Consider the following 15,473-nt stretch of genomic DNA (forward strand, 5'->3'; position numbering starts at 1 on the left):
GTTGAACGCCGAGGGGCGGACGCGGGTATCAATCCAATGTTCGGAGAGTGGCAGAAGACGTTCAACTTCGCGCCTGTACCTTACAGGGACGGTGGGGCCAGGTTGCGAGCGTTCCATGAGGCCATGGCCGCAGAACTCACGAATAGGTGGATATACTCCCACGAAGTTCAGCTCGATATTACGCTGCACCTTGATGTTCAGACTGTTCTAGAAACATCGGACACCGCCGATCTGGACAACTACGCAAAGGCCATCCTTGACGGGCTCAAAGGCCCTCGCGGCATCATGTTCGACGATACACAAGTGCAGGCGCTTGCGATCTCTTGGTTGGACGGTTACGGCGATCCCAGCTTCAGGGTGTCTGCGAAAAGTTCGCCCGACGATTTCGTGCTTAAGCCGGTTGAGTTTTATGAAATGCCTGACGGCCTTTGGTATCCTCACGGTCGTTTCGTCTGGAGCAATGGCGGCGAAGAGCCTCTTCCTGACAAGAGCCATTTTGCAGGCCTGTCGATTATTGAACTCATGAGTTCGGTAAAGACGCGCGCTCGCGCTGAGATGCGCAATGCCGGCGCTGACCGTCTGCGCGCCTATCAGCGGGGAATGTATGTATCATCAATGGCGCGGGGTTACCCGCGTGGTCGGATCGCCGACAGCGGCTTCACTTTGCAGCCAAGGCGCGAATGGCAAGAAACCCGGCGTATTTGGAGAGAAGCGAATGCTGAAGAGATAAAAGAGGTCGAGCAGATTCTATCTGACCTTCGGAACAGCTATGACTCCATGCTAGAGGTGCTGGCCGGGCGACTTCCAGCCGACAAGCGTCGATGACCTCCAAGAATGAATTCTCACCCCGGACGTTTTTGCGAGACCGTCAGGCGGTCCTCGTACATTTTTCGACCGTCATGACCAGCCATCCCGACCTTACGTTTCCTCATGACCTGCTTCGCGCCATGACACTCAAGGCCATTCCGTTGGCCTTCTCGACCATCCAGACAGGCGACACCAACCCATTCGCTGAAGATGGGCGAGGGGGAGCTGAAGGGAGCATCGGAATGCTTGTCGATATTGGCCCGAGGACCAAAATCAGGTCCGTTTCACCAGGTGACAGCGGCAGTAATCCGGACGGATCACTTGGATTGCCGCCCACTGCTGAAAACTGTGCGTCCAGCATTGACGAACGCGAAACCAGCAACGAGTGGCATATTCAGGATTTTATCCCGATTGGCGTTTTCGTCTTGCCGCCTCTCCTGACGCGCCAGGTGGAAGTCTTGATGGGAGAGCCAATCTCCGGGGACACTCTAATCACTTTCGGCGATGCTATCGCGCCCTTTCCTGATCACCGAATTTTCAGCGCGAGGGAGGATAGATTTGTGGAGTTCGACCGCGGCTCAGCCAAGTGGCGCAATGTCGCCTACGATGACATCATCGTCCCGTAAGCAGATTAGGTCAGAATTTATATAGCGCAAACAATGGCATAGGAGTTCTCAGTTTCATCCTGCCGGGCGCCGCAAGACGAGACAAGACTAAGACCGTTTGCGCGGGGCGCCCGAAACGATTCGAACCGTTATCAGATCTGAGGCAAAACATTAAAGGCTGTCTCTCCTAATTTTCCTGTGCAGGCGATCAGAGTTACATTCCCTGAATGTCCGCTAACGATAACGGAAGCGCAGTAAGCTGTCGGTCCGCAATCGGCCCCGTTCCCGCCAAAAGCGGCCCAGCAGGATTGCGCCTCATGTCGGTCGTTGCGGCCGCATTACTGACCTTCCCAAAGCTGACATTCGTTATGATGCTTCCGAAGCCGGCCCTGGAGGCCACCAACGTCGAAGGCCGGATACACCTCATTCCTTCACCAGTTTCAATGCCTCAAGCTTGCACCTGAGGCTGAACTTACTCTATCTGCATTCCCACCCTCCAACTCGTTAAGCACCTCATCTTGGCGTCCACGCAACCAGCAGCTGGCCAGGCCAGGCGGGTGGCTATGGTCGCATCGGGAGCTCCTCAATCTAACTTCGGCCGGATCAACTCAACCAGCTTGGCCCTACAACTTCGTTTTAGATCGTCCCGACGATGGAAGGAGCTTCCGCATGCTCAATGCCATCACGAGAAAAGCCAAGGCCACAAATAGATGGTTGTCTTCCACTCAAACCTTGGTGCATACCAGATCATTTGAGTTCCATGACTTGAGGTCTGCTTTAAGAGTTTGCCCGCAAGCAGTTCGAAGGACTGACTCTATACAGACGTGCAGTACGCTGATGGTCACCACGAGGAGGGTGCATGCTGCTACTATTTAGAAATCTCGCAATAGGCCTTGCGCTCCCAGTCTTGATGGTAGTTGGTCAAGCATCATCAAATGAACTTCCCCCCAAAACTCTCGATATGGTGCTCGAAGCTGGGGGTTGGAGTTCAACTGCGGATGACACGAACCAAGGAGAGCACCTTCCGCTCGGCCTTGTGAGGCAGTTGGTCAACGACTACCCGTTGGACACAAGATCTATTGGTCTTCTGTCGATTACCCTCGGTGCTGCAAAGTGGGGCGTTGATGGTGATAGTACACTCCCCGCCGATCCCGCGAACGACAAATGGGAGGGGCCAACAAGAGCCAGCGGCAAACATCTGATGAGTTACAAGGTCGGTGGGGTAGGCTTGCCTCATCTCGACGTAGAGCCGCTGGCAGACTTTATCGACTAGCTCCTTGCAAAACATCCCGACATTGGGGAGAAGGTTGATCGAGCTCGCATGAAGAAAATCGCAAACAGCCTTCGCAGCGGCAAGAAGTACGATCAGATCAAGTCCAACGCGATCTTCCGCAAATGGATGCTTGAAGGGCTACGGCGCAAAGACGCACAGAAGTGGGTACTTGAGTATTGGCTTGATACGTATTGGGAGCCTGCATACCGCGCCAGTGGGGGCGACATAAGACTTGCCTTGGTCGTAGCGAGGATCTGGAATACCAGCGGCCGATTGGGAAAATGCGCAGCCGAGCGAGCCTTGAAGGCAGATGATCGTGTTCAGTCGGCACTTCAGGCTTACGTTGATTGTCCGGGGGGAAGTAAGGCGTATAAAACTAGACGATGGGGATGGATGAAGAGGCCGGTCGCTCTATTTGACACATACGCTAAGAAATCTCCTTAATCGCGCACGGGTCGCGACATAACGCTCGGAGGCCGGCCCCGATAGTTGGCGTCCTCGTAGTCCGGTGGATAATGCCTGCCGGTAAGAGCCCGGTTCCTTCTTCGATCTAAACAGGAGCGCAGCCTCAGTGCGGATGACGCTCTCAACTGTTTCCTCTGCATTTTGCAACCTTATGGAGCAACGTATGGCTCGCCAACCCCGCAACTCAACCGAAGGCGATGCCGTTTCGAAAAATAAAATGCCGACTGATGACGATTCCGACGAGCATGCGGATTCCATTAATGAAGAGGTTGAAAGTGGAGATGCACATTGGTTGGACGCAAATGGTGATAATGACGAAGAATTATCCAGCAAAATGGCGCCTGTGGCGGTCGATCTAGATCTCGACGCTTTGACAGAATCCTCTCCTGCGAGCAGGAATATTCATGTTACGAATGCAAGGGATGGCTTAAATCTTCGTTCAGGGCCGAGCACTGAATTTCCCATCGTTCGCTCTCTCCCTCTTGGCACTCGGGTGGATGTCACTAAGCGAGAAGGCAGATGGGCCCTAGTTGACGAAAAGGGTGACGGCGACTGATGGCTTCGTTCATTTGGCCTTCCTGAACGAAAGGACGTCTGCCGACATTCAAACCAGGGTTGTGCTCCCTGCAGATCAGGTTCGGGCTTTCCGGGCGCAAAGGAATCCACGAGGTGCCCGCTTGTATGATAGATATGGGCTTCGGGGCGGCTTCTGGCATCGCGGATCGCCTCGTCGAGTTTCGACTTGCCGGATATGCGGCCCAGTTCCTTTTCCCAGAACGGCAGAGTTCGGCGACGATCGCGGCCGACTGGTCCTGCCGTGCGGTGCGGCGGCAGTCGGGATCCTGGCCACGAACCTTTTCCTCGACGGCCCATAGCTTGGCGATACGCTCGACAGTTTCGCTCGCCACATGCGAGACGCCGGACACGAGATCCGTTCGCCTTCAACTGTGGCGCGACAATCAACATGGTAACGTCCATATGACCGCGACATAAGAATCTCATCCAGATTTCGCTACCGTCTCATCCAGATTGTCGCGCCATAGGTGCGCGGCGGATCGACACTGCCGTCTCTTTCATCGGCACGTCGAGACCGATATGTTCATGGTTGTTCTCCGTTGATGCTGGGCCCGGCGTCCAGTCGTGAGCCCGTATTTCGTCTTATCGGGGAAACAGCCACCCTCCAAGACTATGATCGGTTCCAGGGCGCGTCGCTCCCGCGATTACCCCATGTGGACGGCTCTCCACCCCCTTTGCGGCTATAGTCGTGGGGCTAGAGCGCGTTGCGCTGAAAAGGAATCAGGAGCCCGCGTAAGAGGGGCATAAGTCCGGGCGTCGGATTTGTCGGTTTGGGTGCGACAGATTGAATCGCGGTGTTGAGGTCGGGTTTCCAAGCGGTGTGATTTTGGATTCGCTATTGGGATGCCGCCGCCTGTCGATATTGAGTCGCCGTCGCATGCCGATCTGAAGGTCCTGGTAGTGGACCTGATGGGCCGGGTGGCTGATCTGAGTCAGATGGTCATCGAGCAGCGCGAGGAAATTGCCCGGCTAAAGGGCCTCAAGGGCCGCCCGGACCTCAAGCCCGGCAAACCGAGCGGGATGGAGAAGGCGAGCCGTCCTGCGCGGCCATCGACGGCGCCGCGTCGCGGCGGGGCAAGACGGGCGAGCGGGTGATCCACGAAGACAGGTTTATCGAGGCTTCGGTTCCGCGCGGTTCGCGGTTCAAAGGCTACGAGGACTTCGTCGTCAACGACATCGTGCCTCGTGCGCATGTCGTGCGCTATCGCCGGGAGCGTTGGCTGACGCCGGACGGGCGCATGGTCGTGGCGGCGCTGCCATGCGGCATCAAAGGCCATTTCGGCCCCGAACTGTGCCGCTTCGTGCTGGCGCTCTACCATCAGGGCCAAGTGACCGTCGCCCGGCTGGCGGCGCAATTGCATTCGATCGGCGTTGCGGTCTCCAAGCGCCAGGTCATGCGCATGCTGATTGATGACAAGGAGGTGTTCGTGCACGATGAACGATGTTCTGCGCGCCGGCCTGGAAACCGCCTCCTGGATCAGCGTCGACGACACCGGGGCCCGCCATCAAGCAGGAGCGCAACCTGCACCTAGATCGGCAACGAGCACTTCGCATGGTTCGCCACCACAGGCTCCAGGAGCCGCCTCAACTTCCTGGAGTTGCTGCGCGCCGGCCACATCAACGCCCAGGCGCTGGCCTACATGCGCAAGCGCGCCTTGCCCCAACATGCCATCGCCCGCTTGGCCGGCCATCCGATAAGCACTTCGCCGACGAGCATGCCTGGATGAGCCGCCTTGAACGCCTCGACATCCACGAACTCAAGCACCGCCTCGACCCACCGCGGCTGGCCACAGAGGGCGCGCTGTGGGGCGCATCCCCCTTCTGGGACTATCTCGGCGCAAGGCTCGACATCCCCAATCAGCCCAGCGTTCCACCCCTCCCAAGCCTCGTCAGGCGGCGATGCGCTGCCGCCTGAAATGCCCGGACTTTTGCCCCTCTTACGGAACTGCGCTTTAAGTCTTTGTTTTTATGCATGTCGTTTTCGCAAAACCGCTGCACACTTTTTTGCACGACATGCATTAGAGTTGGAGGAGAGCGGCCATGGACATTGCTACGACGATCGGTCTGGATATCGCGAAGGCGGTCTTTCAAGTGCACGGCGTGGATGTGGCTAGCGAGGTTGTCATCCGGAGGAAGCTGACCCGTGGCTGGCTCCTGGGGTTCCTAGAGAACGCGCCTCGATGCCTCGTCGGGATCTGGGCATTGCAGCTCCTCGCACTATTTGGGCTAGAGAACTGATTTCACGAGACCATGATGTGCGGCTGCTTCCCGCGCAGTATGTGAAGCCCTACTTGAAGCGACAGAAGAACGATGCGGCCGATGCCGAGGCCATCTGCCAGGCCGTGACCCGCCCGATCATGCGCTTCGTGCCGGTGAAGACGCCCGGGTAGCAGAGTGTGATGATGTTGCACCGGGATCGGTTGATGCTCAACCGCCAGCGTACCCAGCGATTGCGAACCGAGTGCTTTGTTGAGTCAAAAAGTTATGCTATCTTACAATTTACCGCTGTTTAGGCCGAAGAGGACGAATGAGATGAAAGTGCTTTCGATCATTCTGGTGGTTTTATTGTGTGCGACTGGTTCACTGTCTAGCGACGCTCATGCCTTGGGGCCTTGCAATCCGAACACCCAAGTTTGCAGCTAACAAATGGCCGACGGATTTTGGTATGGGGGAGCATTCCTATTTTCTCTGATCGTTCTGGGTATGTTTACGTGGCGCCGGTTTGGCGAAATTGACATCCAGGACGATGGCCGACTTAGCGTCTTCCTCCAAGGGGAAAGGAAAACATCGTATATTGCGACGAAAGGTCAATATAGAAGGGGATTCTTGGTATACTATTTTGCTTATCTAATTATCTTCGTGGCTCTTTGTTTAAGCCAACCAATAGCTTCTTGGGTTACACAACAAATAACCGGTAACGCTTTGGCTGATAGTTGGGCAACTCCAGCCGGCCCGCTTTTCGTCTGCTCGCTTTTGGTTGGAATTTTTCCTCATTTTTCCAGCGTTGAGACTTTTGAAAATAGTTGGCTACGGCTGTCCCAAAAGGTAGCCGGCGTTCCTGAAGATCTGATCGAGCTAATCAGCTTTCTGAGCAAACAAGACATATTGGATAAGCTTGATGCAGTTGCCGACATTTCAGAAAAGGCAAAAATCAAAGAGATGGACGTCTTAGCGAGAATTATAAGACTCCCCGAGGCCGACAGGGTATCGCTCTATGAAAACAGCGTGCATTGCGCCCTGCTGACGCCATGGACCGTGCATCGAGAACAGTCTCGAGAGATTTGGTCGGATGACGTTATAGATAGGTTCCGAAAGCAACAACTATTTACCGAGAGCGAGTATAAGTCAACAATTAATCTTCGAGATATCCTTCTAAGAGATTGGAAGTCGCACGCTGATGCCCTCAACAAACTTTTTGGTTCATCAGGCGCGGGTACGACATATGAAGCTATTTTAGCAAGTCCGGATTTGAGGGAAGAAGATTCCGTGAGATTGATTATCGATGGATACGTTAACTCCCAGAGTAGTATCCCTGACATTTCACAGAGGCTTCTTGCCATATCTGAGCGCGTTGCCGACTGCGCTTACTATCACGAGGCGCTACTTGCTCTACTTATTTCAAACGACAAGAATGCATCACTCGAGAAGGCGCCACCGTCAATTGCCTCAATTTCCAAACGAGTTAAGTATACATCGGTCTCGAGTGAACTCAACCGAGTCGCGTTGGCGTCTGTTGCAGGTCTTTTTGCCACATTTGTAGTTGTCGCGATGATAAGGATTCTGAATAGCGAATCTCGAGGCGATAGCGTCGACCTCCCGGAGTTGATCAGGACGTCTCTGGCAGTAGGTTGGTATAAAGTGCTTGGACTTGTAGCTGTTTTTGTCTTGCCGGTATTTGTCGCGGTTCTATATAGATATAGAAAACGACTTGACAGGAGTTGGAAGCCGCTATATTCGGAGGGTGGCGAGGTTCGTGTCCTTCAAATGACCTCAATTGCCATCTGGACGTTTTTGATTGCGGCGTTCTTGCAAGGAATCGTGTATCTGGGATACAAGTCTATATCTATCTATTTTGAGGATAGATCGATGTTTACATTGAATGTCTTACTTGGTCAAATGTACGACTTTTATTTTACAAAGATATTTGCTAGCCAGTTGTTGGCGTCGATACTTGGATGCGTCTTAGCTGTATCATTGTGCTATACTCTGGACCGATCTTGGGTAATAGGAAACTCTGGGCGCTTTGCATTTCTATTTGCTTCTTTTGTAGTCGTTAGTTCAATTCTGTTTTTCGTTGCTGTACAGTTTCCGTTCGCGCCTACGGGGTATTTTGCCGCAAAGTCGGTTAATAACATTTCTGTTGGCTACTTTGATAATCTAATCAGTGATGTAGCGGCAATTGGTACCTTTCTAATATTCTTCTTTCTTGCCTTTTATGATGATCGACGCGAGGTGGTAAGCGGGGCTGATAGCGAATAACTGGTTGGCGGGATCGACTCTGATCGCTCGACTACGAATATCGTGTTGCCGCAACGTTCGACCCCCGACTTCCGCCACGAAGAGGATCTCGATCTGGCTGTGTTGATCGCGTATGTGCTGAACGCGGTTGAAAGCGCTGAACCCTTCAACCTGCATGTCGTAACTACACGGTTGGGCAGGACCCTGCCACAGGGCGTTGGATCATTTGCCAGTCGTCGCTGATAAGTGACAGGGTGGAGGGGAATAAGCGATGGCGCCCCGGAAGCTATAACCCATTGGCCTAAAGGACAAGCGTCGGCTTTTCACACTGCTTTTTCATATTGATCCCCGTGGTTGAACGCTGCGGAGATTGCCGCTATGGCTTGCTCAACGCCCCTATGGTTTTGCTTTCCGCTTTGCAGGCGCTTTCTTGACGGGTTTCGCGACGGCCTTGCGCCTCAGAACGCTTGGCTGCGTAGTTGGGCGCAGTCATCGGGTAGTCCGTCGACAGGCCCCATTCTGGCGTCATCTCATAGTGGGGTGGCGAGATGCCGCTTCAGGGATTTGAAATGTCTTGCCGTCCTCGGGGCAGATGACGAAGTCCGGCGTGACGGATTTCTTCGGATTGACCGCTGGCGCTACTTGTACGGGCTGTTCGGCAACGGCCGGCCCTACCAGGCGCGACAATGCGGCGTTCACCGAAGAAATAAGACCCGGTAGGTCAGCCACAGGGACCGGGCTATTTTGGACAAACGCTGCGACAATATCCGCGGTCAATTCTATCAAATCGCTTTTTGTGGATCCGGCTTCTTCGGTCAACTCATCAGCTCCTTTTGCCTACCTAATGGGAAAGAACTAATGAGGCAAGAAGTCCGTCTGCGACAGAAGTCCGTCCGCGGTACGAGATGTTTGTGACGAATACCGTGAGCTTTTCGAACGCGGCGATGTAGTTGGATCGACTGTGCTCGCTGCTGGATCATTCGGAATCTGCTTCTGCCGTCGTTCCGGATCCATGCTGTCGGATTCAGCGATCGACTTGCCCTCGTTTTGCGATCGTACCTGCTCGATCCGCGTGCTTGGCTCCCGTTGCTCGTCTATTGCGGGGACAGTCTGCTTGCGTCCGTTGCCTGCCTGGCAAGCCTCGCCAGCCTTAGCCGCTCGGTCTTTTTTTCCCGAGCGGCCGTTTCACCGCCGATGATCTGGCGGGCTGCCGTGGTGGTGGGCATCCTGCTTCTCTTCGGCAGTCTTCGGCCTTTGGTTGAATATTCCTTGCGGTATCGCAGGATGACGCATGTGCGGTCAAAGGCCAGCGCAATGGCTTGGCATCGAAAATCACGCGGGTGCGCTGAAATACGCAGCGCTGCAGAGATGATCGACGTTTAATTAATAAATATAGATAGCGCGCCTATATTCCGCTTCGCGTTGCCGACCGCGCAGCAACAAGTCGATACGCTAAAAAAGGAAAAATCATCGTATAACGATTTTCGTCTCCGCGCTTCGATCTAACTATTATGCGTATTGCCAACCCCAATACCTTTGTCTATGCTAATGAAAATATGAGGGTGGCGATGCGTAGAGTCTCATCTTGCATCAGCTTGTTGGTCTTTTTGTTTCAAGCGTCTGGCTGCGTTTCGTTCGTGGCTCCATATGATGCTACCTTTGATCAAAGCCTCAACAAGTTCTCTGAGGATACTGCCAAGTTTACAGCGGCTGCAATGGCGGGTGGTCCCGAACGCCTGTCGGACTCAAGAGAGACCACCGCGTACTATGCGTTGTCCTACAATCTCTTGGATCGCCTTTCTCAACGCGCACAAATTTCCCGAGGACCTGTTCCCTGCGTCGGTGACGAAGGATTGCTGGCTTTTTCTCAGCTCCCGCAGAGTACAAGTCGCCTACCCGATGGTTACAAAAGCTTCGATTGTAGAGAATATCAGCTATACTATGTAAGATTTTATTTAGATCAACTAAACTACGGGCATCGGAATGATGGAACCTTGAAGCCGTTAGAGGCAAATAACTATGCCAGCCAGCTGCAAAACGCTATACTGGGAGCTATTTCGACTGTTGTCTACAACAAGTGAGTAGGTGGAGGGAGATCCGATGGCGGACTTGAGTCCAACCGTAAGCAGCATTTCGAGCGCTTTAATCGGGGAGGCCGCAAAAATCGGAGGCAATCTGTGGATTGACATAGAAAAGGCTTCTAGATTTTACGTAAAAGCGTATGCACAAGCATTGATTGATACTGCTCGTGCCGTTGCCGCAGGAGAAATGACTTCAGGGGAGGGCGTGAATTCGGCCAAAGCAGCGTCGTTCTTCTTCTACATGATGATTGCGCAGGTCACACAACAGACCTTGGTTGCAGTGCAGAGATTTTTTGACGCGGTTATCAACGCCCTTAAAGTCAGCATCAATGGCGCGCTGCCGTTTCCGATCCTTTGACACCTTGATCTAGAATCGAGGAGAAGCAGCTGTGAAAATAGATCAAGCTTATACACGGTTAAATATTATCAGGGACTATATTCCGGAAGGCAACTCCAACCGTCCCGGAACAAAGCTCTCGCCGACGTTGATCACGATTCACAATACAGATAACGATCAGCCAGGTGCGAACGCCGCTGCGCACGCCAAGTATCAAAAGGGGCCGGATGCGCGGGCGCGTCAAGTTTCTTGGCATTTCACAGTCGATGACGGCCCGGCCTACCAAAGCTTGCCGACGAATGAGGTTGGGTGGCACGCGGGTTCTCGCGCCGGCAACACCTCAAGCATCGCCATCGAGATCTGCATGAACCCCGAACTCAACGCGCCGGCAGCTTATGACAACGCTGCTCTTTTGACGGCTGTTTTGGCGTTTCAGTTTCGCATAGCAGTGCCGAAGGGGATTGTTCAGCATCACTACTGGACTGGCAAGAACTGCCCGCGTGTTTTGCGTAAGACGGCTGGCGCATGGGATGCATTTCTTATTCAGGTGATTGACTATGCGCGTGACCTGCAGGATGTCACCGCTTCCGATTTGACACCCGCAAACGACCATCACGAGACTGCTGTGGGAACTCCTTCAACAGAAGGGCTGCCTGGCGGTGCCCAAGTGGTGATTGCCAATGGCGGTTTGCGCGTCCGCAGTGGTCCGGGAACAGAATTTGACGTCATATCGACCTTGCCGTTGGGGAGAAAGGTGAATGTCCTTTCTCGGCTAGGCGATTGGGCCCAAGTGGACGCGACGGGGGAGGGTAACGCGGACGGGTTCGTGCATGTGTCGTTCCTACGGTCGGCGACGGCGTGACTGGCAGGAGAGGCGCCACCTCTGACCGTTGTTCCGGCGAGCGACGTTTCGGCGCTACGTGCGTGACAACTGGATTAGGGCCGTCGAGACGGCATATGCCGGCTGATGGCCATCAAGGCGGCGCCGAAAACGAGGCGGCAAAGGGAGTGAACGAAATGAAGAGGTGCATACACCTTTTGCTTGGCGCGCTCGTGTTTCTTGCAGGATGGGAAGCGGGGCCCGGTTCAAGCGGGCACAGCGCGGGACAAGCCGATCGGAATTCTGCTCGCCGCCGCTACATCACCGCATGCTATCTCAAGGATCGCAAAGGAGGTTGCCGAACTGATCTAGCTGGAAGCCGACAACGCGGCAGGGCCTATACCGGAAGGCTATTCCAATCGGCCTGGCTCGAAGCTCACGGCGACCCGTATCACCATTCACAATGCCGATAACGATCAACTGGGTGCCAATGCATCGGCGCACCCAAAGTATCAGAAGTGGGCGGACACGAGGGCGCGACAGGCTTCTTGGCATTTTACGGTTGACGACGGCCCTGTTTATCAAAGTCTGCCAACTAATGAAGTTGGATGGCATGCGGGGTCTGGTGCAGGCAATTGCATCAAGTGTTGTTGTCGAGATTTGCTTCCGATTGAATTCGGTTCGCGGTCGGCATTAGGACGTGATCATTTGGGATCGCTCTTGGGCGCTCATCCGGGTGCACGAATTGTTACGTATGGCAAACAGTTTCTCCATATATTAGGAATCGCTATTGCCAAAGCTATTGGCTTCAGACAATCTGTTCGATCCTAGTCGAGGGCAGCAATATGAACGGCGCGACGGTCGCAGATATTGTCAAGGACCAGCTGGATTTCACTGGCGCCAAGATAGAAACTGTTTACAGCAAGGTGAGTAACACCTACGCCGTCTATCGCACGCCCGAACGGGTCATGGTTCAATTTTCAGATGATGAGAAGCTCGGCAGCGAACAGCGCCTCGCCTTGGCTCCGCTTAACCCTGTTCGCGGCGAGATCAACGGGCTAATCGATGGATGGCGGGAAAGTCGCTTCCTCAATGTAGGCAAAAAGCAGGCCAGAGCCAGATTGTTCGACCGTCGTACCGCGGACGCGTTGACCGTGGCACTTCAAGGCGATCAGACTCATGCTGCGGAATTGCTCACAGCCGTCAAGGCCGATATCCTCGAGGAACGCACCTCGATCGGGCGCACGGAATATCTGATCGTCGCATCGATCTGCGCCTTTGTCATAGTCGTCCTGTTTGGCTGGGTGGCCTCGTTTTTCGAAACTATTGGAAAGTTCGTCACCACCAATGACATCTGGCTGGCAACTGGTGTCGGAGCGATTGGCGCACTCTTCTCGATAGCCCTTGCCATACGCAGCCGTGAGATCCGTACCGATTTGCAGCGGCGAGACAATATCGTCGATGCGATCTTGAGAATAATGATCGGTTCCACATCAGCGGTCGTCTTATTTTCATTATTCAAAAGTGGCCTCGTAACCCTGGGTCTCGGCGCCACCAAGGTCGATCTGACGCAGACGCACGCGTTGATCATCATCGCCTTTCTGGCCGGTTTCGCCGAGCGAATGGTGGGCGACTTCCTGAGTACGGCGGTCTTAGCAGGAACCGGCACCACGACCACCGAAGCCGTCGCTGCGGCACAAGCTGCAGACAAAGCCAAGGCTGGGGCGAACGAACAGAATCCGCTAGGCAAGCGGTCGCCCAGTGCGGAGACGCCTTCCGCAGACAACGACGACCAGATAGTCGAGGATGCACATGACCACACCGACGGCTGCCTCTGCGAGGTGGACTTGGGTGAAGACGAACTGATGGATGACGTGGAGTTGCCCGAAGCTTCGGGCGGCGTGGAGAGAGCCGTTTCTTGAAATTCGAGTCCGCGTGATGAAAGCTGGGTGGCATGCATGGCTTTTTCGTTGATATGGTTGCCCGAAGTGCTTCGCAACGCGGGGCTGAAAGTCGCGGAGACGGACGGGTGGGCAAATCGCGGGCGAGCTGCGATGGGGACCGTTCGGGGCGTGATGTGTCACCACACGGGCTCGTCGGGGGCCGGCAACATGCCGACATTGCAAACGCTGAAGGTGGGCCGAAGCGGCTTGCCCGGCCCGCTGGCGCAGCTCGGCCTGGGGCGCGACGGGACTTTTTACGTGGTCGCCGCCGGCCGGGCCAACCATGCCGGCGGGGGCAATTGGAAAGGTATCACCACAGGAAATTCGAGCTTCATCGGCATAGAGGCCGAAAATCGCGGCAGATCAGGCGACAATTGGCCTGATGTGCAGATGGATGCCTATCGCAGGGGCGTAGCCGCTATGTTGAAACATATGGGCGCCAACGCTGACATGTGCTGCGGCCATAAGGAATATGCCAAGCCGGACGGCCGCAAGCCGGACCCCTTATTCGATATGAACAAATTCCGGGCCGAGGTGCGCGACATCATGCGCGGCGTCGGAATCATCCGGCCGCTTATTCCGGCCGCGGACCCAGTCACTGGCAAACCTACGCTTAAACGTGGGTCGCACGGCGATGATGTCAGGATCATTCAAAAGAAGGTGGGCGTCGCGGACGATGGGAGGTTCGGCCCCGGCACAGAAGCCGCGGTCAGGAGGTTCCAGAGGCTCAACCCTCCACTAGTGGATGACGGAATCGTAGGCCCCAAGACCTGGCGCCTCATCATTCCATGAAGTTCGGCCCCGTCCCGTGGACAACAAAGCCCAGTCATCGTGCCGCCCGAGCGCACCTTCGGCTGGATGATCCGATGCGCCGCCTTCGTGCGTAACTACGAGCAGCGCATCGACGTCTCTCTCGCCATGATCCTGGTCGCAATGGGAGGCAATCTCGTCTCCCGAAACGCCCATCCTTGAATTTCAAAACGGACTCTAAGATCAATTGCGCGTGTGCTTGGACGCGCCCACAATGCCATATGCCACCCTCGCCCACTCTAATGGCGCAGGTGTATGCCAGGGTCATCTCTCTTAAGGCGGACTGGCCGGTTACCGGAACGTCTGCCCGACGGGGGCAGACTACTCTACTGCACCAGACACTCATTTGACGCTAGTCAAATGAGTGCACGAACTTTTGCATGGACTTGGGTTCGAGAAGGCCGAAAGCGAGCGGCGGCTTGGCGATCTCGACGAACTACTACAGCAACAGCCGGCGGACCCGTGCGGCCGACAAGCTGAACGCCATTGGCGGCGACAGCGCGGTTGCCCGAATAGATGCGGAGCGTCGCACCGTGCTTCTGGAAATCGAGGAGAAGGCGGTTCGGTATATCGAACTGAAACTGGGAGCGATGTCTGCCGCAAGCGCTCTGACAGTGTATCGTGAGCAACATCGCTCCGGGATCTCCCAGCACTTGACTGTACGGGTCGAAAAGCGCCTCCATGAATTGGGGCTGCTTGAATGTTTCCGAGTGCCTCACTAGGACCGGGAATGACCGCGAACAGGTCCTAATGGAATGACGGCTTGTCGATGCATTGTCCCTATAGCCGACGGACCGCTTCCGGCCCCATTGTGGCCATTCCGGGTTCGACGGCGAGCGAAGGCCGTAGCTCAAAATTAGAGAGCTACCAGATCCGCCATAGGCTGCAAAAAAATAAGCACACTGGAGTTCGCGATTATCCGTCATCAATGGGTGACGACCCAGTGACGACCTGGTTAGGAAACAGCAGTCGATCTCCGCGCAGTCGTTTTCGTAAGCCGTTGATTTGAAATTGTCGGAGTGGAGAGATTCGAACTCCCGACCCTCTGGTCCCAAATCACTTGGCGGAATTCTCGCTGGATCAAATTACATTTGCGGCCGGCCGGGGCCGACCCCATACTAGGTGCCGCCTTGCGTGATGCACGAATGAAATGGCGTCGGCCGATCGGCATAGAATGACGCGATCTCTACGGGCACAGGGCAGCAAGGAAAGGCATTGATTGGTGCGTGGTTATTTAGGGGCCGACATCATCGGATGCCCTCTACGGCCAGGACTTTAAGGCCCTCGATCTCCTGCAT

General features: G+C 54.9%; 15 protein-coding genes and 3 pseudogenes. 16 read left to right on the forward strand and 2 right to left on the reverse strand.

Features of this window, described 5'->3' with window-relative positions:
• Positions 1–123 precede the first annotated feature (123 nt).
• From LB545_RS29905 to LB545_RS29935, 6 genes are all read left to right on the forward strand, one after another.
• The gene (locus LB545_RS29905; protein WP_224706237.1) at positions 124–825 is read left to right on the forward strand and encodes a RusA family crossover junction endodeoxyribonuclease; all 702 of its coding nucleotides are present in this window, start codon (positions 124–126) and stop codon (positions 823–825) included.
• The gene (locus tag LB545_RS29910) at positions 822–1,433 is read left to right on the forward strand and encodes a hypothetical protein (protein WP_224706238.1); all 612 of its coding nucleotides are present in this window, start codon (positions 822–824) and stop codon (positions 1,431–1,433) included. The genes LB545_RS29905 and LB545_RS29910 overlap by 4 nt, the downstream gene beginning before the upstream one ends.
• An 838-nt stretch (positions 1,434–2,271) precedes the next feature.
• Positions 2,272–2,685, forward strand: a complete 414-nt coding sequence (locus tag LB545_RS29915; protein ID WP_224706239.1) for a hypothetical protein — start codon at positions 2,272–2,274, stop codon at positions 2,683–2,685.
• A 628-nt stretch (positions 2,686–3,313) separates the two neighbouring features.
• A complete protein-coding gene (locus LB545_RS29920) occupies positions 3,314–3,706 on the forward strand; it encodes an SH3 domain-containing protein (protein ID WP_224706240.1) in 393 nt (130 codons plus the stop codon).
• A gap of 863 nt (positions 3,707–4,569) precedes the next feature.
• Entirely contained in the window at positions 4,570–4,821 is a 252-nt protein-coding gene (locus LB545_RS29930) for a hypothetical protein (protein ID WP_224706241.1), read from the forward strand.
• The gene (locus LB545_RS29935) at positions 4,818–5,258 is read left to right on the forward strand and encodes a hypothetical protein (protein WP_224706242.1); all 441 of its coding nucleotides are present in this window, start codon (positions 4,818–4,820) and stop codon (positions 5,256–5,258) included. The genes LB545_RS29930 and LB545_RS29935 overlap by 4 nt, the downstream gene beginning before the upstream one ends.
• A gap of 104 nt (positions 5,259–5,362) precedes the next feature.
• On the opposite strand, the gene LB545_RS30945 is transcribed toward LB545_RS29935, so the two are convergent.
• Positions 5,363–5,491 (reverse strand): hypothetical protein, encoded by a 129-nt coding sequence (locus tag LB545_RS30945; RefSeq protein ID WP_263494233.1) that lies wholly within the window; start codon positions 5,489–5,491, stop codon positions 5,363–5,365.
• Between the two features lie 275 nt (positions 5,492–5,766).
• On the opposite strand from LB545_RS30945, the pseudogene LB545_RS29940 reads away from it, so the two are divergent.
• A pseudogene (locus LB545_RS29940) lies at positions 5,767–6,182 on the forward strand (IS110 family transposase); the annotation flags it as partial.
• 190 nt (positions 6,183–6,372) lie between these two features.
• A complete protein-coding gene (locus tag LB545_RS29945) occupies positions 6,373–8,205 on the forward strand; it encodes a hypothetical protein (RefSeq protein WP_224706243.1) in 1,833 nt (610 codons plus the stop codon).
• 355 nt (positions 8,206–8,560) lie between these two features.
• Here LB545_RS29945 and LB545_RS29950 read toward each other — a convergent pair.
• A pseudogene (locus LB545_RS29950) lies at positions 8,561–9,003 on the reverse strand (MucR family transcriptional regulator).
• A 692-nt stretch (positions 9,004–9,695) separates the two neighbouring features.
• Here LB545_RS29950 and LB545_RS29955 point away from each other — a divergent pair.
• From LB545_RS29955 to LB545_RS29990, 8 genes and pseudogenes are all read left to right on the forward strand, one after another.
• Positions 9,696–10,265, forward strand: a complete 570-nt coding sequence (locus LB545_RS29955; RefSeq protein WP_224706244.1) for a hypothetical protein — start codon at positions 9,696–9,698, stop codon at positions 10,263–10,265.
• Between the two features lie 19 nt (positions 10,266–10,284).
• Complete coding sequence (locus LB545_RS29960) at positions 10,285–10,623, forward strand: hypothetical protein (protein WP_224706245.1); 339 nt, start codon at positions 10,285–10,287, stop codon at positions 10,621–10,623.
• Between the two features lie 31 nt (positions 10,624–10,654).
• Complete coding sequence (locus LB545_RS29965; RefSeq protein ID WP_224706246.1) at positions 10,655–11,464, forward strand: N-acetylmuramoyl-L-alanine amidase; 810 nt, start codon at positions 10,655–10,657, stop codon at positions 11,462–11,464.
• Between the two features lie 408 nt (positions 11,465–11,872).
• The gene (locus LB545_RS31275; RefSeq protein WP_411971099.1) at positions 11,873–12,253 is read left to right on the forward strand and encodes an N-acetylmuramoyl-L-alanine amidase; all 381 of its coding nucleotides are present in this window, start codon (positions 11,873–11,875) and stop codon (positions 12,251–12,253) included.
• A gap of 14 nt (positions 12,254–12,267) precedes the next feature.
• A complete protein-coding gene (locus LB545_RS29975; RefSeq protein ID WP_224706247.1) occupies positions 12,268–13,344 on the forward strand; it encodes a hypothetical protein in 1,077 nt (358 codons plus the stop codon).
• A 36-nt stretch (positions 13,345–13,380) separates the two neighbouring features.
• Complete coding sequence (locus LB545_RS29980) at positions 13,381–14,157, forward strand: peptidoglycan-binding domain-containing protein (RefSeq protein WP_224706248.1); 777 nt, start codon at positions 13,381–13,383, stop codon at positions 14,155–14,157.
• A gap of 48 nt (positions 14,158–14,205) precedes the next feature.
• Positions 14,206–14,337: pseudogene (locus LB545_RS29985) on the forward strand (IS5/IS1182 family transposase); the annotation flags it as partial.
• Positions 14,338–14,555: 218 nt separating this feature from the next.
• Positions 14,556–14,897: a hypothetical protein gene (locus LB545_RS29990; RefSeq protein ID WP_224706249.1), complete on the forward strand. Its 342-nt coding sequence runs from the start codon at positions 14,556–14,558 to the stop codon at positions 14,895–14,897.
• Positions 14,898–15,473 lie beyond the last annotated feature (576 nt).

Origin of the sequence: Mesorhizobium sp. BR1-1-6, from assembly GCF_020165355.1 — a bacterium.
Lineage (GTDB): Bacteria > Pseudomonadota > Alphaproteobacteria > Rhizobiales > Rhizobiaceae > Mesorhizobium.